General features: G+C 63.5%; 23 protein-coding genes. 10 read left to right on the plus strand and 13 right to left on the minus strand.

Annotation, left to right across the window (positions count from 1 at the left end; genetic code table 11):
- The first annotated feature begins 7 nt into the window (after positions 1-7).
- Positions 8-310 (plus strand): ArsR/SmtB family transcription factor, encoded by a 303-nt coding sequence (locus AC1DXN_RS20760; protein ID WP_477271495.1) that lies wholly within the window; start codon positions 8-10, stop codon positions 308-310.
- A gap of 13 nt (positions 311-323) precedes the next feature.
- Here AC1DXN_RS20760 and lysA read toward each other — a convergent pair whose 3' ends face one another.
- The 3 genes from lysA to argH form a co-directional block, all read right to left on the minus strand.
- Positions 324-1,592, minus strand: a complete 1,269-nt coding sequence (lysA, locus tag AC1DXN_RS20765) for a diaminopimelate decarboxylase (protein WP_477270999.1) — start codon at positions 1,590-1,592, stop codon at positions 324-326.
- Between the two features lie 19 nt (positions 1,593-1,611).
- Positions 1,612-1,818: a hypothetical protein gene (locus AC1DXN_RS20770; RefSeq protein WP_477246558.1), complete on the minus strand. Its 207-nt coding sequence runs from the start codon at positions 1,816-1,818 to the stop codon at positions 1,612-1,614.
- 70 nt (positions 1,819-1,888) lie between these two features.
- On the minus strand, positions 1,889-3,289 hold the full coding sequence (gene argH, locus AC1DXN_RS20775) for an argininosuccinate lyase (protein WP_477271001.1): 1,401 nt from the start codon (positions 3,287-3,289) through the stop codon (positions 1,889-1,891).
- A gap of 35 nt (positions 3,290-3,324) precedes the next feature.
- On the opposite strand from argH, the gene tlpA reads away from it, so the two are divergent.
- From tlpA to AC1DXN_RS20805, 6 genes are all read left to right on the plus strand, one after another.
- Positions 3,325-4,005 carry a thiol:disulfide interchange protein TlpA gene (gene tlpA, locus AC1DXN_RS20780; protein ID WP_477271003.1) on the plus strand — a complete coding sequence of 227 codons (681 nt, stop codon included), beginning with the start codon at positions 3,325-3,327 and terminating at the stop codon, positions 4,003-4,005.
- 278 nt (positions 4,006-4,283) lie between these two features.
- Positions 4,284-5,636, plus strand: a complete 1,353-nt coding sequence (locus AC1DXN_RS20785; RefSeq protein ID WP_477271005.1) for an extracellular solute-binding protein — start codon at positions 4,284-4,286, stop codon at positions 5,634-5,636.
- Positions 5,637-5,724: 88 nt separating this feature from the next.
- Complete coding sequence (locus AC1DXN_RS20790) at positions 5,725-6,609, plus strand: carbohydrate ABC transporter permease (protein WP_477271007.1); 885 nt, start codon at positions 5,725-5,727, stop codon at positions 6,607-6,609.
- A 7-nt stretch (positions 6,610-6,616) separates the two neighbouring features.
- On the plus strand, positions 6,617-7,531 hold the full coding sequence (locus AC1DXN_RS20795; RefSeq protein WP_477421641.1) for an ABC transporter permease subunit: 915 nt from the start codon (positions 6,617-6,619) through the stop codon (positions 7,529-7,531).
- 19 nt (positions 7,532-7,550) lie between these two features.
- Positions 7,551-8,651 carry a sn-glycerol-3-phosphate ABC transporter ATP-binding protein UgpC gene (gene ugpC, locus AC1DXN_RS20800; RefSeq protein WP_477271011.1) on the plus strand — a complete coding sequence of 367 codons (1,101 nt, stop codon included), beginning with the start codon at positions 7,551-7,553 and terminating at the stop codon, positions 8,649-8,651.
- A gap of 44 nt (positions 8,652-8,695) precedes the next feature.
- Positions 8,696-9,499 (plus strand): phosphodiesterase, encoded by an 804-nt coding sequence (locus AC1DXN_RS20805; protein ID WP_477271013.1) that lies wholly within the window; start codon positions 8,696-8,698, stop codon positions 9,497-9,499.
- On the opposite strand, the gene AC1DXN_RS20810 is transcribed toward AC1DXN_RS20805, so the two are convergent.
- The 3 genes from AC1DXN_RS20810 to AC1DXN_RS20820 form a co-directional block, all read right to left on the minus strand.
- Entirely contained in the window at positions 9,496-10,581 is a 1,086-nt protein-coding gene (locus AC1DXN_RS20810) for an ABC transporter ATP-binding protein (protein WP_477271015.1), read from the minus strand. The genes AC1DXN_RS20805 and AC1DXN_RS20810 overlap by 4 nt on opposite strands.
- Positions 10,578-12,164 carry an ABC transporter permease gene (locus tag AC1DXN_RS20815; protein WP_477271017.1) on the minus strand — a complete coding sequence of 529 codons (1,587 nt, stop codon included), beginning with the start codon at positions 12,162-12,164 and terminating at the stop codon, positions 10,578-10,580. Before AC1DXN_RS20815 ends, AC1DXN_RS20810 begins: the two co-directional genes overlap by 4 nt.
- Before the next feature lie 167 nt (positions 12,165-12,331).
- Entirely contained in the window at positions 12,332-13,339 is a 1,008-nt protein-coding gene (locus tag AC1DXN_RS20820; protein ID WP_477271019.1) for an iron ABC transporter substrate-binding protein, read from the minus strand.
- Between the two features lie 206 nt (positions 13,340-13,545).
- On the opposite strand from AC1DXN_RS20820, the gene AC1DXN_RS20825 reads away from it, so the two are divergent.
- The 3 genes from AC1DXN_RS20825 (at position 13,546) to AC1DXN_RS20835 (ending at position 16,883) form a co-directional block, all read left to right on the plus strand.
- Positions 13,546-14,082, plus strand: a complete 537-nt coding sequence (locus AC1DXN_RS20825; RefSeq protein ID WP_477246578.1) for a sigma-70 family RNA polymerase sigma factor — start codon at positions 13,546-13,548, stop codon at positions 14,080-14,082.
- Position 14,083: 1 nt separating this feature from the next.
- Positions 14,084-14,722, plus strand: coding sequence for an NrsF family protein (locus AC1DXN_RS20830; protein ID WP_477271021.1), 639 nt, complete (start codon positions 14,084-14,086; stop codon positions 14,720-14,722).
- A 220-nt stretch (positions 14,723-14,942) separates the two neighbouring features.
- Complete coding sequence (locus AC1DXN_RS20835; RefSeq protein WP_477271023.1) at positions 14,943-16,883, plus strand: PAS domain S-box protein; 1,941 nt, start codon at positions 14,943-14,945, stop codon at positions 16,881-16,883.
- A 33-nt stretch (positions 16,884-16,916) separates the two neighbouring features.
- Here AC1DXN_RS20835 and AC1DXN_RS20840 read toward each other — a convergent pair whose 3' ends face one another.
- The 7 genes from AC1DXN_RS20840 to AC1DXN_RS20870 form a co-directional block, all read right to left on the minus strand.
- Entirely contained in the window at positions 16,917-17,795 is an 879-nt protein-coding gene (locus AC1DXN_RS20840; RefSeq protein ID WP_477271025.1) for a 3-hydroxybutyryl-CoA dehydrogenase, read from the minus strand.
- Between the two features lie 116 nt (positions 17,796-17,911).
- Positions 17,912-18,841, minus strand: coding sequence for an electron transfer flavoprotein subunit alpha/FixB family protein (locus tag AC1DXN_RS20845; protein WP_477271027.1), 930 nt, complete (start codon positions 18,839-18,841; stop codon positions 17,912-17,914).
- Between the two features lie 24 nt (positions 18,842-18,865).
- On the minus strand, positions 18,866-19,615 hold the full coding sequence (locus tag AC1DXN_RS20850; RefSeq protein WP_477246590.1) for an electron transfer flavoprotein subunit beta/FixA family protein: 750 nt from the start codon (positions 19,613-19,615) through the stop codon (positions 18,866-18,868).
- 172 nt (positions 19,616-19,787) lie between these two features.
- Entirely contained in the window at positions 19,788-20,591 is an 804-nt protein-coding gene (locus tag AC1DXN_RS20855) for a rhomboid family intramembrane serine protease (protein WP_477271029.1), read from the minus strand.
- Positions 20,592-20,619: 28 nt separating this feature from the next.
- Positions 20,620-21,201: a cob(I)yrinic acid a,c-diamide adenosyltransferase gene (locus AC1DXN_RS20860; protein ID WP_477271031.1), complete on the minus strand. Its 582-nt coding sequence runs from the start codon at positions 21,199-21,201 to the stop codon at positions 20,620-20,622.
- A gap of 28 nt (positions 21,202-21,229) precedes the next feature.
- Entirely contained in the window at positions 21,230-21,421 is a 192-nt protein-coding gene (locus AC1DXN_RS20865; RefSeq protein WP_477246596.1) for a twin transmembrane helix small protein, read from the minus strand.
- A 24-nt stretch (positions 21,422-21,445) separates the two neighbouring features.
- Entirely contained in the window at positions 21,446-22,312 is an 867-nt protein-coding gene (locus AC1DXN_RS20870; RefSeq protein ID WP_477271033.1) for an SDR family oxidoreductase, read from the minus strand.
- Positions 22,313-22,359 lie beyond the last annotated feature (47 nt).

Raw genomic sequence — 22,359 nt, forward strand, 5'->3', positions numbered from 1 at the left:
TGGCTAAATACAAGAGGTTGATGTCTTCAAGGCGATCGCCAACGAGCGCAGGCTACAGATCCTCGATTGGCTGAAGGATCCGCGCGCCCATTTCCCACGCCAGTTGGATGGCGATCTGGTCGAGGATGGCGTTTGCGCGCTGCTGATCGCCGAAAAGCTCGGCATCACCCAGGCGACGCTCAGCGAACATATGCGCGTACTCACCCAGGCCGGTCTTCTGCGCGCCAAGCGCATCAAGCAGTGGACATTCTACCGCCGTGACGAGGACAGGATTTCCGAAACCCGGTTGCTCCTTCAGCGCAGGCTGTAGCGCCGTAGGCTCTCTATTCCAGCCAGTCGGGAACTGAATCCAGTCCGATCAGCTCTTCATAGGTCTGGCGCGGGCGTACGACATGGAAGCGGTCGCCGTCGACCAGCACCTCCGGAACCAGCAGGCGCGTGTTGTAGGTGCCGGCCTGCACCGCGCCATAGGCGCCGGCGGTGGAAATGGCGATCAGGTCGCCGGACTTCAGCCTTGGCAGGTCACGGTCGAGGCCGACATAATCGCCGGTCTCGCAGACCGGGCCAACCACGTCGACCATCATGCGTGGCGCAGCGGCCGGCTGCTGCACTACCGGCCTGATCTCGTGGAACGCGTCATAGAGCGTCGGTCGGATCAGATCGTTCATGGCGGCGTCGACGACGAGGAAATTCTTGGCGTCGCCTTCCTTCACGAAGATCACTTCGGAAACGAGGATGCCGGCATTGCCAACGATCAGCCGGCCGGGCTCGAACATCACCTTCATCCCGAGCTTGGTGACATGCTTCCTGACGATCTGCGCATAGGCGTCGGGCAAGGGCGGCGGGCTGTTGTCGACGCGGTAGGGGATGCCGAGCCCGCCGCCGAGATCGATATGCTCGATGGCGTGCCCATCGGCGCGCAGCGCGCCGACCAGTTCGACCAACAGGGCGAACGCATCGTCGAAAGGCTGTAGCTCGGTGATCTGGCTGCCGATATGGGTGTCGATGCCGGTGATCCTGATGCCCGGCAGCTGCGCTGCACGGGCATAGATCTGCCGCGCCTTCTGCCAGGGAACGCCGAACTTGTTCTCGGCCTTGCCGGTGGAGATCTTCTTGTGGGTCTTGGCGTCGACATCGGGATTGATGCGTAGCGAGATCGGCGCCACCTTGCCAAGGGCCGCAGCGCGGGCCGACAGCAATTCGAGCTCAGGCTCGGATTCGATGTTGAAGCACAGGATGCCGGCCTCGAGCGCGAAGTCCATTTCGCGCGCGGTCTTGCCGACGCCCGAAAACAGGATCTTGTTGGCCGGAATGCCGGCGGCCAAGGCGCGGCGCAATTCGCCTTCCGAGACAACGTCGGCGCCGGCGCCAAGTTTTGCCAGCGTGCGCAGCACCGCCTGGTTGGAATTCGCCTTCATGGCGTAGCAGACCAGCGTGGCGAGCCCGGCGAAGGCTTGCGCGAAGACGCGGAAATGCCTGGTCAGCGTTGCCGTCGAATAGCAGTAGAACGGCGTGCCGACGCTGGCCGCGATGTCTGAAATCGCCACGTCCTCGGCATGCAGCACGCCGTCGCGGTAGTCGAAATGGTTCACGAGAGTGGTTCCGGAATGATCAGAGAAGCGGGTCGAGAATGAACTTCTTGTCCTCGACCGGTTTTTCCGGCTCGGGCGGCACGGGCTGCTTGGCCCGCTCGGCATCCTTGCGCGCCTGCACGGCCGCTTCGTAAGGCGTGTCGAGACCGGCCTTCCTGCCGCAGGCCGTAACGGTCGCAAGTGCCGCAAGCAGCGTCAGCGTCACCAAAATCCTGCTTCCGGTCATCGATCCATCCGTCCGAAAATCTTTATCAGCCGCTGCTTTTAGCCGAGTTTTCAGCGCATTGCACCCCGGCCTATGCTTTCGCCAGCCGCTTTTTCCAGGCGCGGATCTGCTTCCTCACTTCCGACGGCGCGGTGCCGCCGAAGCTGACGCGGCTTTTCACCGAATTCTGCACGGCAAGCACCGAGAAGATGTCGGCGGTGATGCCGGGGTGGATGGACTGCAAGTCCTCCAACGACAGCCTGTCGAGGCCGAGCTTTTTCTCTTCGGCCAGCGCCACGGCGCGACCGGTGACGTGATGCGCCTCGCGGAACGGCAGACCGAGCGTACGCACCAGCCAGTCGGCGAGGTCGGTCGCGGTGGAATAGCCGGCGCCGGCGGCCTTTTTCATGGCGGCGCCGTTGACCGTCATATCGCGCACCATGCCGGTCATCGCCGCCAGCATCAGGTCGAGCGTTTCGGCGGCGTCGAAGACAGATTCCTTGTCTTCCTGCATGTCCTTGCCGTAGGTCAGCGGCATGCCCTTCATCACCGTCAGCAGGCCGACCAGATGACCGGTGACGCGGCCGGTCTTGCCGCGCACCAGCTCGGCGGCATCGGGGTTCTTCTTCTGCGGCATGATCGACGAGCCGGTGGAAAAGCTATCCGACAGTCTGACGAAGCCGAATTGCGGCGTCGACCAGATGATGATCTCCTCGGCCAGCCGCGACAGATGGGTGGCGCAGATCGCCGCCATGGCAAGGAACTCGAGCGCGAAATCACGGTCCGAAACGCTGTCCAGCGAATTGCGCATCGGCTCGCGGAAGCCGAGGCTTTTTGCCGTCTGATGGCGGTCGATCGGGAAGCTGGTGCCGGCCAGCGCGGCTGCACCGAGCGGGCTTTCGTCCATGCGCTCGATGGCGTCGCGAACGCGTGACAGGTCGCGCGCAAACATCTCGACATAGGCCATGCAGTGGTGGCCGAAGGTCACCGGCTGCGCCGCCTGCATGTGGGTGAAGCCCGGCATCACCGTTGCCGCATGCTCCTCGGCCCGGTCCAGGAAGGCCGCGATCAGGCCCTTCAGCGCCTCGGCGACGCGGAAACATTCGTCTTTGACCCACAGACGCAGGTCGACCGCCACCTGGTCGTTGCGCGAGCGGGCGGTGTGCAGGCGGCCGGCGGCCGGGCCGATCAGATCGGCAAGCCGCGCCTCGACATTCATGTGGATGTCTTCCAGTCGGGTCGAGAACTCGAAGGTGCCGGCCTCGATCTCTTTCAGAATCGTGTTCAGCCCGTGAGCGATTTTTTCTTGATCGGCCGCCGAAATAATGCCCGTTTGCGCCAGCATCTGGCTGTGGGCGATCGAGCCTCGGATATCCTGGGCATAGAGTTTGCGGTCGAACGAGATCGACGCGTTGATCGCTTCCATGATCGCGGCCGGACCCGAGGCAAAACGTCCGCCCCACATCTGGTTGCTGGCCTTCTTGTCGCTCATCGCTATAACCCGTGCTCCGGAGCAGTTCTTAGAAAATGGCAGACGGCAATAGATTCTTCCCGGCCCCGCGCCTGATCCTCGCCGCTTTGGTGGCAGGCGTGCTGGCTGGCGCGGTCGCGGTATATGTCAGCGAGAGCGGTTCTGGCAACAACGCTCCGGCACAGATCGCCGTCGGCGACAGCAAGGACGATGTCGCCTGCGCCGCCAAGAGCGAGCGCGCGAAGAAAGTCGCCGCCGCGGCCACCGGCCAGGTCGCGGCTCTTTTGCCGGCCGATCCGCCGCAGTCGCTGAAAAGCCTCGCCTTCAACGATCCCGACGGCAAGCCGATGACGATCGCCGACCATGCCGGCAAGACGGTGCTGCTCAATCTATGGGCGACATGGTGCGCGCCTTGCCGCGCCGAGATGCCGGCGCTGGATGCGCTGCAGAAGGAGAAGGGCAGCGACGTCTTCCAGGTCGTCGCGGTCAATGTCGATGCCGGCGACGACGTCAAGCCGAAGAAGTTCCTCAAGGAGATTGGTGTCGAAGCGCTCGGCTACTACCGCGATGCGTCGATGACGCTGTTCAACGAGGTCAAGAGGCGCGGCCTGGCGCTCGGCCTGCCGGTCACCATGCTGATCGACGGCGAAGGTTGCCTGATCGCCCATATGAACGGTCCGGCCGAATGGTCGGGGCCGGATGCGAGGAGACTGGTCGAAGCGGCCTTGGGTAGCTGAGGCGGCAGACGCCGGCCACCCGCCCGACTCCCGTCCATCCAGCTCGACATGCGCAGCGATTCTCCCCGGCCTCTACGCCGCCGCACAGCGCCCTGGCTAGCCAATGCGCCGATATGACGGCTCCATTTCGTCGCGGCGCAAGCCGTCCCGGGAGGAGAAAAATGCCTGTCCACCGGACGAAAAGGGCACAACAGAACTGTCACATACATTCTCTAAGAGACGGTCAGGGAGCCGCGCGACGATCCTTGAAACGAACCACTCAACAGGGAATGAGATTCATGTCGATGATCAAAAAGAGCCTGGCGGCTGTGGCCGCCGGCGCAATCAGCGTTTCCATGGCGCTGCCGGCAGCCGCCGAAGCGACCAAGTTCGATTTCTGGTTCGGCCTTTCGGGCGATCTCGCGCGCGTCGTCGATACGCTGTGCAAGAACTTCAATGCCTCGCAATCCGACTATGAAGTCGTCTGCACCAGCCAAGGCAACTATGATGCCACGCTGCAGAACACCATCGCCGCCTTCCGCGCCGGCAAGCAGCCCGCCATCGTCCAGGTCTATGATGTCGGCACTGCCACCATGATGCTGTCGGGCGCCTACAAGCCTGCCGACAAGCTGATGGAAGAGAATGGCTACAAGATCGACTACGCCGACTATTTCCCCGGCATTGCGCGCTACTACGCGACGTCGAAGGGCGAGATGCTGTCCTTCCCGTTCAACTCCTCGACCGCACTGATGTACTGGAACAAGGACGCCTTCGCCAAGATCGGCCAGACCGAGGCGCCCAAGACCTGGGAAGACGTCGGCGCCGACCTGCAGGCGCTGAAGGACGCCGGCTATGAGTGCCCGATGGCGATCAACATCTCGGCCAACGAAAGCTGGCAGTTGATGGAGCAGTTCTCGGCCATCCACAACCAGCCGATCGCCACCAAGAACAATGGCTATGACGGCCTCGACGCCCGTCTGGAAGTTAACAAGACCAAGTTCGTGCAGTACGTCACCGACCTCAAGAAGTGGTATGACGCAGGCCTGATCAAGATCAAGTCCAAGGATCTTGGCCAGGATATGGTGCAGGCCTTCGCTTCGGGCACCTGCCAGGTGATCATGTCCTCGGTCGGCGACCACGGCACGGTCGGCAAGACGCAGAAGGCAGGCATGAACTGGGATGTCGCCGAGCTGCCGGTCTATGCCGGCACCGAGCGCAAGAACTCGCTTGTCGGCGGCGCCTCGCTGTGGGTGCTCTCCGGCAAGTCGGATGCGGAATACAAGGGCGCTGCGGCGTTCCTCAACTTCATCCACGACCCCAAGACCGCGTTGTTCTGGTCGACCAACACCGGCTACATTCCGGTGACGAAGTCGGGCTTCGAGTACATGAAGGCCGACGGCTTCTACGACAAGGCACCCTACAAGGGTCGCGAAACCGCGATCGCCAGCCTGACCGCCTCGGAGCCGACCGAAATCACCCGCGGCATCCGGCTTGGCAATTTCACCCAGATCCGTGCCGAGTTCGGTACCGAGATGCAAGCGATCTTCGCCAACAAGGTCAGCGTCCAGGAAGGCCTCGACACGCTGGTCAAGAACGGCGACGCCATCCTCGACCGCTTCCAGCAGACCTATCCGGGCAAGACGCTGCCCTGATCGTCTAGAACTTCCAGGCCGCCCGGAGGCAAACGCCGGGCGGCCGCTTCACATCCCGGAATACAGGCGGTTCAACGTCGGCGGATCGATGGAAAAACGCGTTACTTTCAGCAGATGGACGATCGGCATCCTGTTTGCGGTGCCGCAGCTGCTTTTGATCTTCACCTTCTTCTACTGGCCAGCCGGCCAAGCGGTCTACTGGTCGCTGACGCTGCAGCAGCCATGGGGCGGCGGCAACGTCTGGGTCGGGCTGGACAATTTCCGCGCCATCCTGTCCAGCGCCGATTACTGGAATTCGATCACCGCCAGCCTGGTCTTTGCCGGCATCAGCACCGGGCTTGCCATGTTCATCGCGCTGGTGCTGGCGGCTTTGACCGACCGGCAGCTTGCCGGTTCGCGCTTCTATCGCGTCGTGCTGATCTGGCCCTACGGCATCGCGGCACCGGCACTGGCGCTCGCCTTCCGCTTCATCCTGGCGCCAGAAGCCGGCTTCATGGCCGTCGTCAACAAGATGTGGCCCGGATTCTGGGATCCCGGCCTCGACGGCGTTGACGCGATGGCCTCGATCATCGCCGCCTTCTCGTGGAAATATGTCGGCTACAACTTCATCTTCTTCCTGGCCGCGTTCCAGGCCATTCCGCGCTCCTTGATCGAGGCGTCGGCGATGGACGGCGCCGGTGTCCTCAGGCGGTTCTGGGACATCCAGTTCCCCTTGATCACACCGACGATCTTCTTCCTGCTGGTCATCAACATCACCGAGAGTTTTCAGGATTCGTTCGGCATCGTCGACATCATGACATCGGGCGGACCGGCGAACGCCACCAATCTGATGGTCTACAAGATCTATTCCGACGGCTTCAAAGGCCTCGATTATTCAGGCGCCGCCGCACAGAGCATCATCCTGATGCTGCTCATCGTCGTGCTCACCATCTTCCAGTTCCGCTTTATCGAGCGGCGCGTGCACTACCGGTGAGGCTGAGATGGTAGAGCGCACCCCGTTCCTGAATTTCTTCACCCATGTGATCCTTTTCGTCGGCTTCGTGTTTTGCGTGGCGCCGTTCGCGATTGTGGCCATCGCGGCGTCGCACAACCTCAAGGACGTGAATGATGTGCCGATGTCGCTGCTGCCGGGCAGCGATTTCTGGATCAATATCAAGACGGCATGGACGACGGCCGACCTCGGGCCGAAGCTCCTGAACAGCTTCATCATGGCGGCCGGCGTCGCCGCCGGCAAAGTGATCGTCTCGGCGCTCACCGCCTTCTCGATCGTCTATTTCCGTTACCCCGGCCGCACCTTCATTTTCTGGCTGATCTTCATCACMCTGATGCTGCCGCTSGAAGTGCGCATCGTGCCGACCTAYGCSGTCGYCGCCAACGYGCTSTCGCCSTACCAGGCGATCCTCGACGTGACCGGCCTGAGCTGGCTGATCGAAAAGGTCTCGGGCGTCCAGGTTTCGCTCAGCCACGGGCTGCTCAATTCCTATTCCGGACTGATCCTGCCGCTGATCGCCACCGCCACCGGCACGTTTCTCTACCGGCAGTTCTTTTTGACCGTGCCGGACGAATTGACCGAGGCCGCGCGCATGGACGGCGCCGGCGCGTTGCGCTTCTTCATCGACATACTGCTGCCGCTGTCGCGCAACAACATGGCGGCGCTCGGCACCATCATGTTCCTGTGGGCGTGGAACCAATATCTGTGGCCGCTGCTCATCACCACCGATCAATCGCATGCGACAGCGGTCACCGAGCTCAAGCAGCTCATTCCGAATGTCGGCGGCATTCCGGAATGGAACATCGCCATGGCCGGCACGCTGATCGTCATGCTGCCGCCGCTGATCGTCGTCGTGGCCATGCAGCGCTGGTTCGTGCGTGGCTTGATCGCCACCGAAAAGTGACTTCAAAGGGAGATAGCTGATGGCCTCCATCACCATTCGCGGCGTCACGAAAAGCTATGCCAGGTCGCAGGTCGTGCACGGCGTCGATCTCGACATCGCGTCGGGCGAATTCGTCGTCATCCTCGGACCGTCCGGCTGCGGCAAGTCCACGCTGCTCAGGATGATCGCCGGCCTGGAAGAGATTTCCGGCGGCGAGATCGCCATCGACGGTACCGTCGTCAACAAGCTCGAGCCGCGCGAGCGCGGCTGCGCCATGGTGTTCCAGAACTACGCGCTCTATCCGCATATGAGCGTGGCGCAGAATATCGGCTATTCGCTAAAGGTGGCCGGTGTCCCCGCCGCCGAGCGGACACAGCGCATCCAGGCGGTGGCGCGGACGCTGGAGCTCGAACAGCTGCTCGACCGCAAGCCTATGGCGCTTTCCGGCGGTCAAAGGCAGCGTGTCGCGATGGGGCGCGCCATGATCCGCGAACCGAAGGTGTTCCTGTTCGACGAACCGCTGTCCAACCTCGACGCCAAGCTGCGCGTCCAGATGCGCTCGGAGATCCGCAAGCTGCACCGCCGGCTGAACGCGACCTCGGTGTTCGTCACTCATGACCAGGTCGAAGCGATGACGCTCGCCGATCGACTGGTGGTGATGAATGGCGGCCGCGTCGAACAGGTCGGCACGCCGGGCGAAATCTACAAACGTCCGGCGAGCCGTTTCGTCGCGACCTTTGTCGGCGCGCCGGCGATGAACATCCTCGAGGGCGTGGTCACGCTCGACGGGCTGTCGCTGCTCGGCGGCAGCCGCAAGCTCAACGTTTCGCGCGCCGGCCTGGCGGTCGGCACCGAGGTCGCGGTCGGCATCCGGCCGGAAGCCGTAAGGCTGGTCGCGCCCGGCACGCCGGGCGCGCTCGACGCAACCGTCGACCTCGTCGAGGAGCTGGGCGCCGGCCGGGTCATCTATGTCGATCTCGACGGCGCGCCGTTTTCCGTGGTCACGTCGGAAGCCGTCCACCCGCAACCCGGCACCGGGGTCGGCGTGCTGTTCTCACAGGCGGACCTGCATCTCTTCTCGTCGCAAACGGGCAAACGTCTCGATGACATCAGAGCGCCGACACCGGTCCCGGCGCTTTGAATGCACAGCGCAATCTTCTTCTGAAGCCATGAGCGGGTTGTCGAATGAAAATCATCCAGGTCTCGGATCTTCATCTTGGCCGACGCGGTGAGCTTCACTTTGGCGTGGATCTGCATCAACGGCTTGACCGGTGCATCGCGCACATCAATGCCCGTCACGCCGATGCCACCCTTTGTGTCTTCACCGGCGATCTGACCGACGCGGGCGCGCCCAGCACCTATGCCGATCTCAAAGCGGCGTTGCAGGCGCTTTCAGTGCCGTACCGGCTGCTGCCGGGAAACCACGACCAGCGGGCCAACCTTGTCGCCGCCTTTCCCGAACATCCGCTCGACGACAACGGTTTCGTGCAGTCAGTCTACGATAGTGCGGAAGGACCATTGCTGTTCCTCGACAGCCTGGCTGAAGGACGCGTCACCGGCGAACTCTGCGAGATCAGGCTTGCCTGGCTCGACGCTCGGCTCGGCGAGGCGGCGGGGCGGCAGGCCTACATCTTCCTGCATCATCCGCCGGTCGAGCTCGGCCTGCCGTTGCTCGACCCACTCGGACTTGAACAGAAGCAGCGCTTCCTCGACCTTTTGACGCGCCACGGCAATGTCGGCCATATCTTCTTCGGCCACGTCCATCGCGACATTGCCGGCACGGTCGCGGGCATCCCGTTCACCGCGCAGCGCGGCCTACATGCCCGCTTCATGCTCGACCTGGACGGCGAGGAGGTCGTCGAGCAGGCGCCGCCGACCTACGGGATCATTCTCATCGATGCTGCCGCCCGACGGCTCGTCGTGCACAACAACGACTTCCTCGAAAATTGGCCGCTCTGGTCACCGGCGACTGGCGAAAGGGTTTCCTAAGCGCCAAACACGTGCGCCTTGCCGGTCACGGTCAGGCGGACGATCTCGCCGACTGTCGGCGCGTCCATGCCGGGCTTGCGCAGGATCAATGGCGTGTTGCCGATCGCGGCCGCGTCCGGCGGATCGGGACTGTTCAGCAGCCGAACGGCGATGGTGCACATCGAGCCGGCAAATTCCGAGTCCGTCACCTCGCCGAACAGCATGTCCGGCGTGCCCGACATGCCTTCGCGTGATGTCCTTTTCACCGATATCTGCTCCGGCCGCAGCATGATGCGGGCGAGATCGCGCCGCTCGGTGGTGTCGACGGCGACGCGGCCAAGCGGCGAGTTGGCGAAGCCATCGGCAATCTTGGCCGGCAGAATGATGGCCTCGCCGAGGAACTCGGCGATCATCCGGTCTTTCGGCTTGAGATAGAGTTCGCGCGGCGTGCCGACCTGCGAAAACTTGCCGTCGCGCATCACCGCCACCTGGCTGGCAAAGGACAGCGCCTCGGCCTGGTCGTGCGTCACCAGGATGGTGGTGATGCCGGCGGCTTCCAGCAGCTCGGCCACCGCCTTGCGCATCGAGGCGCGCAACGCGGTATCCAATGCCGAGAACGGCTCGTCGAGCAGCATCAGCCGCGGCTTCATGGCCATGGCGCGGGCCAGCGCCACGCGCTGCTGCTGGCCACCGGAGAGCTCGTGCGGTCGGCGTTTCAGGATCGCCTTGTCGAGCCCGACGATGTAGGCGAGCTCGACAATGCGCTCGCTGCGCTTGTCCGCATGGCGGTCCATGCCGAAGCCGATATTGTCGGCAATGGTCAGATGCGGAAACAGGGCGCCGTCCTGCGCCACCACACCGATGCCGCGGCGATGCGCCGGTACGGCCGTGCCGCCATTGGCCAACAGCTGGCCATCGAGCACGATGCGGCCCCGGTCCGGCGCTTCAAAGCCGGCGATCAGCCGCAACAGGGTGGTCTTGCCGCAGCCCGAGGGGCCGACGATCGCCGTGCGGCTGCCACTGACCACGCTGAGGTCGACGCCGGCGAGAGCGGCCACCGGGCCATAGTGCTTGTGCACGCCTTCGAGTTCGAGAAAGCTCATCGCCCGGCCATCCGTTTCGACTGGACATAGAGCAGCCAGGTCAGCGGCAGCGACATCGCCACCATGATGAAGGCATAGGGCGCTGCCGAGGCATAGTCGATCTCGCCGCTGTAGGACCAGAACGCCATTGCCAGCGTGCGGGTGCCGTTGGGCGCCAACATCTGGGTGGCGGTCAATTCGTTCATGATGCCGAGCGCGACCAGCGCCATGCCGGCCGCCGCCCCCGGCGCCGACAGCCGGACCGTCGTCGACCACAGCGCCTTGAGTGGCGAGCGGCCGAGACTGGAGGCGGCGCGTTCGAGCTCGATCGGCGCCTGCGCGATCGACGCCCGCAGGCTGACCAGGGCACGCGGCAGGAACATCAGGGCATAGGCGACAAGGATGGTGAACAGGGACTGATAGAGCGGCATGGCGATGCGCACGGTGATGGTGACCAGCGCCAGCGCCACGACGACGCCAGGCAGCGAGCCGACGATGTAGTTACAGCCTTCCAGAAGGCGCTGCAGCCGTCCCGGCGCGCGGATCGAGATCCACGCCATCGGCATGGCGGCTATCGTTGCGAGCAGCGCCCCGGCGAGCGCCAGGAACAGCGTCTGGCCGAGCGCCAGGCCGATCTCGTCGAATCGCCAGACCTCGGCGCCACCCGCCGCAAGCCAGCGGCCGATGGTGACGAACGGCACGCCGATCGCCAGCAGCGAGGTGATGGCCGGCAGCGCCAGGCAAGGGATGGTGTAGCTGCCGAGGTTGGTGCGTTGCTGGTGGCGCGCGGCGCCCGAGCCGACGCGGGCATAGCGCTCCTCGCCGCGCACCAGCACCTCCAGGCCGAGCAGCACGAAGCAGCATGTCACCAGAACGCCGGCCAGCATGTTGGCGGCGGGGCCGTTGAAGGTCGACTGGAACTGGTCGACGATCGCCGTGGTGAAGGTGTCGAAGCGGATGAAGACGTAGAGGCCGTATTCGGCCAGCAGATGCAGGCCGACCAGGAGCGAACCGCCACAGAGCGCAAGCCTGAGCTGCGGCAGCACGACCCGGGCGAACACGCGCCACGGGCCGAGACCGAGCGCTGCCGCGGCGTCCTCGAGAGCGGGATCGAGACGCCGCAGCGCTGCCGCCACCGGCAGATAAAGGAACGGGAAATAGGCGATGACGGAAACCAGGACACCGGCCCACAGGCCGTGCAATCCCGGCACCATGGTGATCCAGGCGTAGCTGTGCACGAAGGCAGGGATGGCGAGCGGCGCCACCGCCAGCCAGGCCCACAGGCGGGCACCCGGCAGGTCGCTGCGTTCGGTCAGCCAGGCCAGCGCCACCGACAGCACGATGGCGATCGGCACGGCCAATGCCACCAGCAGCACGGTGTTGACCAGAAGTTCGCCGACGCGCGGCCGGAAGACCAGCGCGGCTACCGTTTCCCAGCCGGTCTGCACCGCGATCCAGATGATGAAGGCAAGCGGCAGCAGGGAGAACAGCGAGATAAGAATGGCCACGAGCACTATCCAGGACATAGGCTGTCGCCGCGTCGATCGTCCGGCCGCCTTGGTGGTCGGCAAGCCTGAACGTGCAAGATCGATTGCAGGCTGCATCAGCTCAGACGCCGTGCCGCCGCCGCCCGCTGGCGGGAGCGACTGAGGGACCGCAAGTGCGGCCGGGAACGCAGCGTGTCGTCATGGACCAATGCCATCTCGAAAACAGAGCGCTCCTGCGGATTGCCGCAGGAGCGCAGTCGTTGCCCTTTTAGGACGAAAGCGGACTAAAGCAAGCCGGCTGCCGTCATCAGATCGGTCACCTTCTTCGAGTTCAGCGTCGTCGGATCGACCTTCGGCGCCTGCAGATCGGCCAGTGGCACCAGCTTCGGATTGGACCCCGCACCCTTGCCGACCGCGTATTCGAAGGAATTGCCGGTCTTCAGCACCTCCTGGCCACCCTTGCCGGTCACCCATTTCAGGAAGGCCTGGGCTTCCTTCTTGTGCTTGCTTGAGGCCAGCACGCCGCCGCCGGAAATCGAGACGAAAGCGCCCGGATCCTGGTTCTTGAAATAGTGCAGCGCGACGTTCTTGCTGTTCTCGCCAGTCTTGGCCTGATCGCCGAAATAGTAATAGTGATAGATCACGCCGCCTTCGATCTCGCCGGCATTGACCGCCTTCATCACAGTGCTGTTGCCCTTGTAGGCGGTGAAGTTCTCCTTCATCGCCTTCAGCCAGTCGGCCGTGGCGGCCTCGCCCTTGAGCTGAAGCAAAGCGCTGACGATCGCCTGGAAATCGGCGCCGGAGGGCGAAGCGGCCCAGCGGCCCTTCCAGGTGGGATCGGCGAGATCGAGCATCGATTTGGGCAATTGGTCGGTGGTCAGTTTGGTCTTGTTGTAGGCAAAGACGGTGCTGCGCGCGGCGACACCGACCCATTTGCCGCTGGCCGGCTGGAAATCCTGGGGAACCTGCGCCAGCGTGTCGGCGTCGACCGGCGCGAACAGGCCTGACGTTTCGACCAGCACCATGGCTGGCGAGTTTTCGGTCAGGAACACGTCTGCCGGCGAAGAGGCGCCTTCGGCGACGATCTGGTTGGAGAAATCGCTGTCGCCGCCATTGCGGACGGTGACCTTGATGCCGGTTTCCTTGGTGAAGCCTTCCGCCCAGGCCTTGGTCAGATTCTCGTGCTGAGCATTGTAGACGACAATGCCGTCTTCCTGCGCCACCGCCGGACCGGCGATCAGGCTGATTGCCAGCGCGGTGGCGCCGGCAAGGGTGGAAAGAGCATATTTCATGGGCATCGTCCTCGATCTCGATGGTCTTTGGCTTGGCACGGCTGCACCTATCAATACATGATTATCATAGTCAACATTGATGGGCTGCTTCAATCGGTCGCCAGGGCGCAAACTTTCGTGATTTCCCAGCACTTTGGCTTGGACATTATTTCGCCGGCCACGTAACAAATCTGCGCCGAGGCGCGAACATCGGGGAGTGAACTCTTGTGACCGGCAAGGACGAAGCCGAACTCTCCCGGCTGCTGCGGGCCGCGATTGCGGGAGACGAAAGGGCTTACGCCGACTTTCTGCACCGCATCGCTGCTGTCGTTCGCGGCTTTGCCCGGCGCAAGATCGTACAGGGCGGAGTGGACCCCGAGGATGTCGTGCAGGAAACCTTGCTAGCCATTCATGTGAAACGGCATACTTGGCGTGATGATGCGCCGGTCCTGCCGTGGGTCTATGCCATAGCGCGTTTCAAGCTGATCGATGCTTTTCGGCGGCGCGGGCGGCGCATCGAGATCGAGATCGACGACATCGCCGAGACCTTTGCCGAGCCGGAAGCCGAGACCGTCAGCGAGCGCGATATCAACCGGGCGCTCGACGGCCTGCCGCCGGCGCAACGCTCGGTGGTCTCGGCTGTATCGGTCGAAGGCCGTTCCATCGGCGAGACGGCGGCGAAATTCGGCATCACCGAGACGGCGGTGCGTGTGTCGCTGCATCGCGGGCTTGCCGCGATAGCGAGACGGTTCGGGCGGGAATGACATGAGGACGGACGATCTCATCAAGGCGCTCGACGCCGATGCAAGCAGCAAGGCGATGCCGTTGCGCTCGGCCTGGTGGGTGGCTGCCGGTGCGGCGGTGGTGATCGCGGCAGTGGTTTTCTGGCTGACCATCGGCCCGCGTCACGATATCGCGACGGCCATGCATTCGATGCGCTTCCTCGCCAAATTCGTCTTCACCATCACGCTTGCCATCAGCGCCTTTGTCTTCATCCGCAGACTCTCGATGCCCGGTGCCTCGACTGGTCGGGCGGCTGCCTGGATGATCGCCGCGCCGCTGCTTGTGGTCGTGGCCGTCGTTCTCGAGCTTTTCGCGGTGCCGCAGGCCGAATGGGGCACGCGGCTGGTCGGCTCCAACATGATGATCTGCATGGCGCTCATCCCGCTGATCGGCATCGGCCCGCTTGCCATTTTCCTCTGGATGCTGCGCTACGGCGCGCCAACGCAACCGGTGCTCGCCGGCACGGTGGCCGGCCTGCTTGCCGGCGGGCTGTCGGCGACCTTCTATGCCGCGCATTGTTTCGACGATTCGCCGCTTTTCGTCGCCACCTGGTACACGATCGCGATCGTCATCCTTGCCGCGCTCGGCGGGCTCGGCGGGCGGCTCTTCGTGCGCTGGTAAGAGGCCGCGATCAGAGCCAATGGACACCGATCCTTAATCATGCCGGCAATTGTTTGCGGGCAAACCATATCGGCGGTACCGACGGCGCAACCTTTCCTTAAAATCGATCATTCAGGGTTTCTGCGGGGACATGCGATTATGCATGGGGATCGCACACATCGTGACATGGCAGGAATTGAAGGGCTTGAGACCTGACCGGCACGCAGTTCTGGCGTTTCTGGTGGTCATTTTTTTCGCGACGGCGGCAGCAATCCTGTTGTCGCGGCTGAACGTCGGCGCCGAAGGCTTGAGGCTCTGCCTGCAGATAGCGGTCGCCATAGCCGCGGGCGCGATTTTCCTGCTGGTCCTGTTCATCCGCCGGATCAGGGACGATCACCGGCAGATCGCCGAGAGCGAGCAGCGCTTCCGCCGCGCCATGGAAGATTCGGCGATCGGCGTTGTCATCGTCGGCCTCGATGGGCGCATTGTGCAGACCAATCCCGCCTTTGCCGCCATGCTCGGCTATACCCGCGAGGAGATAGAGGCGCTGACCTTCTTCCAGATCACGCATCCTGACGATCTGCAGATCGGCAAGGAAACGATGGAGAAAATGAGAGAGGGCAAGGTCGATTCCTATCACTTCGAAAAGCGCTACCTCAGGAAGGACGGAACGCCGGTGTGGGCCCACCTCGCCGGCTCCGTCATCCGCGACGAGCGCACTGGCCGGCCCCTCTATCTCGTCTCCCAGATCGAGGACATCGACGCCCGCAAGCAGTCGGAGGCGCGCATAGCCGAGGCCGAGACGCGCTGGAATTTCGCACTGGCCAGCGCCGGCCAAGGCGTCTGGGATCTCGACATGCGCAAAGGTGGCACGACCTATTCCTCCACCTGGGTGAACATGCTGGGTTACGCGGACGGTGAGCTGGATGGCGACCCCGATCTCTGGCTGACAATGATCCATCCGGACGACCGCGAAACCGTCGCCGAGGCCGATCGCGCTCATCTGGACGGCAAGACGCAGTACTTCGAAGCCGAATTCAGGATGCGCCACAAGGATGGCCACTGGATCTGGATCCTCGATCGCGGCAAGGCGCTGGAGCGCGACAGCGAAGGGCGCCTGATCCGGGCCATCGGCAGCCTGACCGACATCACCCAGCGCAAGCAGGCCGAAGAGCGCCTCATCGTCTCGGCGGCGATGCTGGCCGATGAAAAGGAGCGGCTTCGGGTAACGCTGCAATCGATCGGCGATGCCGTCATCTGCACCGATGCCGCAAACCGCGTCACCTTCATGAACCCGATTGCCGAGAAGCTGACCGGCGTTGAAGGCCGCGAAGCGCTCGGCAAGACGCTTGGCCATGTCTACTGGGCGGTCGACGAGGAAACAGGGCAAAGGATCGGTGTGGCGCGGCCCGCGATCAACAGCCCCGGCCCTGCGGACCAGAACAGCCGCGCCGTCCTCATCCGCCGCGACGACACGCGCTGCAGCATCCGTCAGGTCGTGTCGCCGATCATGAATGAGCGCGACGAGTTCTGCGGGCTGGTCATCGTCTTTCAGGACTTTACCGATGCGCGCGCCCTGCAGCGGCAGCTCGCCTACGCTGCGGCCCATGACGCGCTCACCGGCCTTGCCAACCGTTCGAGTTTCATCCGCACCATGGAGGAGCTGGTCGATCAAAGCCGCAAAGCCAACACGGCCGACACGACAGGGTCGGTCGGAGGGGGCAGCGAGCACCAGTTCATGTTCATCGACCTCGACCATTTCAAGCTGGTCAACGACACCGGCGGTCACGCCGCGGGCGATGCCTTGCTGAAACGGGTTGCCGATGCCATCCGCGGTGCTCTTGGTCCGGAAGACATTGTTGCCCGCCTGGGTGGCGACGAATTCGCGGTGATCCTGAAGTCTGGTTCGGCGATCAGCGCAAAGATTGCCGCGCGATCCATCATCGATGCGATCCGCGGTCTGAGTTTCGCCTGGGACGGCCGGCACCATTCGATAGGCGCCAGCATCGGGCTGGCCCCGATCCGCGCCGGCTGCGGCGAAGTCGACGAGATCATCGCCCGGGCCGATGCCGCCTGCTATGCAGCCAAGGCTGCCGGCCGTGGATGTGTTTCGATGGCGCCGGAGGAGAACGGCACGAGCGACAAGTCAGAGACACCGACGCCGCTCGCCGTGGCGTCGTAGGCGACGCGCGGCCAATCTTCTTGTTTTTGGTGTTTAGCGCGTCGGGACGGGGTGCTCGCCGCGATAATCGTAAAAACCGCGCCCGGTCTTGCGTCCGAGCCAGCCGGCCTCGACATATTTTACCAGCAGCGGGCAGGGGCGGTATTTCGAATCCGACAGGCCGTCATGCAGCACCTGCATGATCGACAGGCAGGTATCGAGGCCGATGAAGTCGGCAAGCTGCAACGGTCCCATCGGATGGTTGGCGCCGAGTCGCATGGCGGTGTCGATGGCGTCGACCGAGCCGACACCCTCGTAGAGCGTGTAGATCGCCTCGTTGATCATCGGCAACAGGATGCGGTTGACGATGAAGGCCGGGAAATCCTCCGAGACCGTGATCGTCTTGTCGAGCTGCTTCACATAGGTCTTGGCCGCCTCGAAGGTCTGGTCCTCGGTGGCAATGCCGCGCACCAGTTCGACCAGCTTCATCAGCGGCACGGGGTTCATGAAATGTATGCCGATGAAGCGCTCGGGACGGTCGGTCTGGGCGGCGAGGCGCGTGATTGAGATCGACGAGGTGTTTGTCGCCAGGATGGCTTCCGGGTTGAGCTGCGGGCAGAGCTGCGCGTAGATCTTGCGCTTGACCGTCTCATCCTCGGTCGCCGCCTCGATTACCAGATCGGCACCGGCAAGGTCGGCCATGGCCGGCGCTGCCGAGATGCGCGCCATCGCGTCGTTGCGGACCTTTTCGTCGAGCTTGCCCGAGCCGACCTGGCGCGCCATGTTGCCGCTGATGGTGGCGATGCCCTTTTCGATGCGGTCGGGTGAAATGTCGTAGATCAGCACCTTGAAGCCCGACAGCGCGGAAACGTGGGCGATGCCACCGCCCATCTGGCCCGCGCCGATGATGCCGATCGTCTCGATCTTGCCCATTACACCGATCCCGTCATATGGCCTTTGCGGCCTGCTTTTGTGCGGTGCAAACTAAAAGGGCGGGGCGACTTCGTCTACCCCGCCCCTCACAATTTAATACGCTTTGCCAGAAAGCGTCAAAGAGCCTTTTGCAGTTCCGGCAGAATGACGAAAAGGTCGCCGACGAGGCCGTAGTCGGCAACCTGGAAGATCGGCGCCTCCTCGTCCTTGTTTATGGCGACGATGACCTTGGAATCCTTCATGCCGGCAAGGTGCTGGATGGCGCCGGAGATGCCGACGGCAATGTAGAGATCGGGGGCGACCACCTTGCCGGTCTGGCCGACCTGCCAGTCGTTGGGCGCATAGCCGGCATCGACGGCGGCGCGGGAAGCGCCGACGGCGGCACCGAGCTTGTCGGCGACCGGCAGGATGACTTCCTGGAACTTTTCCGCCGAACCCAGCGCGCGGCCGCCCGAGATGATGATCTTGGCCGAGGTCAGTTCCGGACGGTCGGTGTCGGAGAGCTTGTTCTCGACGAAGGAGGACAGGCCGGGATTGGCCGCCGCGTTGACGGTCTCGACCGCGGCCGAGCCGCCCTCGGGTGCTGCCTGGAAGGAGGCGGTGCGCACCGTGATCACCTTCTTGGCGTCAGTCGACTGCACCGTTTGGATGGCATTGCCGGCATAGATCGGCCGCTTGAAGGTGTCGGGCGACACGATCTCGATGATCTCGGACACCTGCGCCACATCGAGCAGGGCTGCCACGCGCGGCGCGACATTCTTGCCCGATGAGGTCGCCGGGGCGATGATGGTGTCATAGGACCCGGCCAGCGAGACGATCAGCGCCGCCAGCGGTTCGGCGAGACGCTCGGTCAGTTCGTCGGCATCGGCCAGCAGCACCTTGGTGACGCCCTTGAGTTTGGCGGCGGCGTCCGCCGCCGGCTTGGCGCCCTTGCCAGCAACCAACACATGCACGTCCGAACCGATCTGCAGGGCTGCAGAGAGCGCCTTGGCGGTCTGGTCGGAAAGGGTTGCGTTGTCGTGTTCGGCAATCAGAAGAATAGCCATGTTCTTGTCTCCTTTTCCGATCGCTTACAGCACGCCGGCTTCGTTCTTCAGCTTGTCGACCAGTTCGGCGACGCTCTTGACCTTGACGCCTGCCTTGCGGCCGCTCGGCTCCTCGGTCTTGATCACTTTCAGGCGCGGCTTGACGTCGGCGCCGTAGTCGGCCGGGGTCTTCTCGTCGAGCTGCTTCTTCTTGGCCTTCATGATGTTGGGCAAGGAGGCATAGCGCGGCTGGTTGAGGCGAAGGTCGGCGGTCACGATCGCCGGCATCTTCAATTCCACCGTCTGCAGGCCGCCGTCGACTTCGCGCGTCACCTTGGCCTTGTCGCCGTCGATGACGACTTTGGAAGCGAAGGTGCCCTGCGCCCAACCCAGAAGGGCTGCGAGCATCTGGCCGGTCTGGTTGGAATCGTCGTCGATCGCCTGTTTGCCGAGGATGACGAGGCCGGGCTGTTCGGCGTCGACGACGCCCTTCAGCACCTTGGCGACGCCGAGCGGCTCGGTCTGCTCATCGGTTTTGACCAGGATGGCGCGGTCGGCGCCCATGGCGAGCGCGGTGCGCAAGGTTTCCTGCGCCTGCTGTGGTCCGATCGAGACGACGATGATCTCGTCCGCCTTGCCGGCCTCCTTCAGCCGGATCGCCTCTTCGACCGCGATTTCGTCGAACGGGTTCATCGCCATTTTCACATTGGCAAGCTCAACCGCCGAACCGTCCGCCTTGACGCGCACCTTGACGTTCGCATCCACAACCCGCTTCACGGGCACAAGGATCTTCATTTCCTGTCACCTCTTTCAAGAATAGTTGGGCGCGCTATAGCAGCGCGTGCCTTTTCTGAGTTGTCGAAAGCCGACATTCCAGACGGAATTCTGCTCTTCAAACGCCTAGCAGTGGCGCTTCCGTAGTTGCGACTACCCGGCGCGTCAATATCCGTGACGCACTCAAATCGGTTCAGTCCTGACTTGGAGTGGCTCCGCGACCCCATTGCGGCGCGGGCTGCGCCGGAAGTGGAGCGGTTGGCTCGGCTGGGGTGGGCGCCTGTCCGACGGTCGGCGTGGCTTCGGGCTCCCCATCGGCGCCGGCAAGCAGCGGCACGCCGCGGCTGCGCAGGATCAGCACCAACACCGCGCCGGCGATGATGCCGCCGATGTGGCAGGCCCAGGAAACCTGGTTTTCGCCGCCGGAGGCGAACATAACCACCTGGAAGCCGATCCACAGGATGAGCGGGATGAAGGCCGGGATGCGCAGCGGAATGCGGGCGAAGGCCAGCACCCATACTTTCACCCTGGGATAGAGGATCAGATAGGCGGCGACCACGCCGGCAATGGCGCCTGAGGCACCGATCAGCGGCACTTGCGAGTCCCACGCCACCAGACCCTGGAAAGCGGCTCCCGCGATGGCGCACAGGAGGTAGAAGATGAGGTAGCGGATATGGCCGAGCGCGTCCTCGACATTGTCGCCGAACACCCACAGGAACAGCATGTTGCCGCCAAGGTGGAAAATATCGGCGTGCAGGAACGCATAGGTGAGGTAGCTCAGGCTCTCGGGAATGACGACGAATTGCGGCGCCAGTTCCGCCTTGTCGTGGACGACGGACGGAATGAAACCGAGGCCGAGCACGGCGGCGTTGTTGAAATCCTCGCCACCGATCGCTGTGACCAGGTAGATGAGTGTGTTGAGCGCGATCAGGCCGATCGTCACATATTGCAGCCTGATATGCCGCAGCCTGTTGGTGTCGTAGAGCGGGATGAACATTCAGGGACCCCTCCCGCTTCGGCCAAATTCAGCGGTTCTTGCCGGGAATCCATAACACGTCGGCATTTCCGTTGTCATTGACCGCCCGTGCGGCGACAAACAGAAAGTCCGATACGCGGTTGATGTACTTGATGCCCTCGCGGTTGACATGCTCGCGCGGGTCCTGCGCCAGCGCCACCATGATGCGTTCGGCCCGTCGCGCCACCGTGCGGGCAAGGTGGAGAGCGGCGGCCGCCGGCGTGCCGCCGTTCAGCACGAAGGATTTGAGCGGCTCCAGGTCCTTGTTGAGGAGGTCGATGTCTTTTTCGATGCGGTCGGTCTGAGAGGCGACGATGCGCAGCGGCTCGTAGCCGAGCGGCTTGCCGTCGTCGGGTACGGCGAGATCGGTGCCGAGGTCGAAAAGGTCGTTCTGGATGCGGCCAAGCATCGCGTCGATCGACGGATGGGTTGTCGCCGTGTGGACACGGGCCATGCCGATGCAGGCATTGGTTTCGTCGACCGTGCCATAGGCATCGATGCGCAAATCGGATTTCAGCCGCCGTTCACCGCTGCCGAGACCGGTGGTGCCGTCGTCGCCGGTGCGGGTGTAGATCTTGTTGAGCTTGACCATGCTCTGCCTCCCGAATCGGCTGGCGCCGTCATTTGCGGGTGAAATACACCGCCAGCAGGATCAGCGCCAAGGCCACGGCCTGCAGCAGCACGCGCGCCTGCATCAGCTTGTTCGAGGTCATGCCGGAGCCGCCGCGCATCATGTTGATAAGACCGCGTATAAGCACAATCACCACGGCGACCATGACGAGGACGGCGAGGACATTGAAGACGGTTGCCATAGTCTGTTCCCAGTTCTGTTGCGTTCAGGCGCGTTTGGCCAGAACGCGATAGAGCATCGATGCCGGCAGAAGGCGTTTGAGGATCACGCCAATCCTGGCCGGCACTGTTACCACATAGTGCGGGCGCGGGCGCCGCGACAGAAGCGCATGGCGCAAGGCCGCATGAACCACCTCCGGCCCTGGCTTCAGGCTGGAGATACTGCCGCCGGCCCGCAGCCGTGCCAGCTGTGCCTCGTAGTCGAGGCGGTGGGCRGAGTTCTCGTGGTCGATATTCCTGAGGAACCAGAACAGCGCATTGCTGGCGATCTTCGATGTCACCGGCCCTGGCTCGATCAGCGAGACATGGATGCCGCTGCCCTGGAGTTCCTGATGCATGCACAGCATCAACCCCTCGAGTGCGTGCTTGGATGCGGAATAGGCGCCGCGAAAGCGAACCGGCGTCAGCCCGAGGATCGAGGAACAGTGGACAAGGCGGCCATGGCCCTGGCGCCGCATGACCGGCACGATACGGCGGGTGAGATCGTGCCAGCCAAAAAAATTGGCCTCGAATTGTTCTCTCAGTGCTGCAACCGGCAGATCCTCGACAGCGCCGGGTTGCGCATAGGCGCCATTGTTGAACAGCCCATCGAGCCGTCCGCCCGTCCGCTCCAGTACCGAGGCCACCAGCGCCTCGATGGAATTGGGCTCGCGGTAGTCGAGATAAAACGCCTCGATGCCGTCGGTTTCGAGGGCAGCAATGTCTTCAGGTTTTCGTGCGGTTGCGAACACCCGCCAGCCTTCCGCCTTGAGCGCGCGGGCGCAATACGCCCCTATCCCGGAAGAGGCGCCGGTGACGATGATGGTGCGCAACTCCTGCGCCGGAGAAATCGTGGTTTGACCTAGGGTTGCCATTTGCCACAATCACTTCCCATATTCGCGGCGTCGAGACAATCGAAGGG

The organism is Mesorhizobium sp. P2_H9, assembly GCF_056403215.1.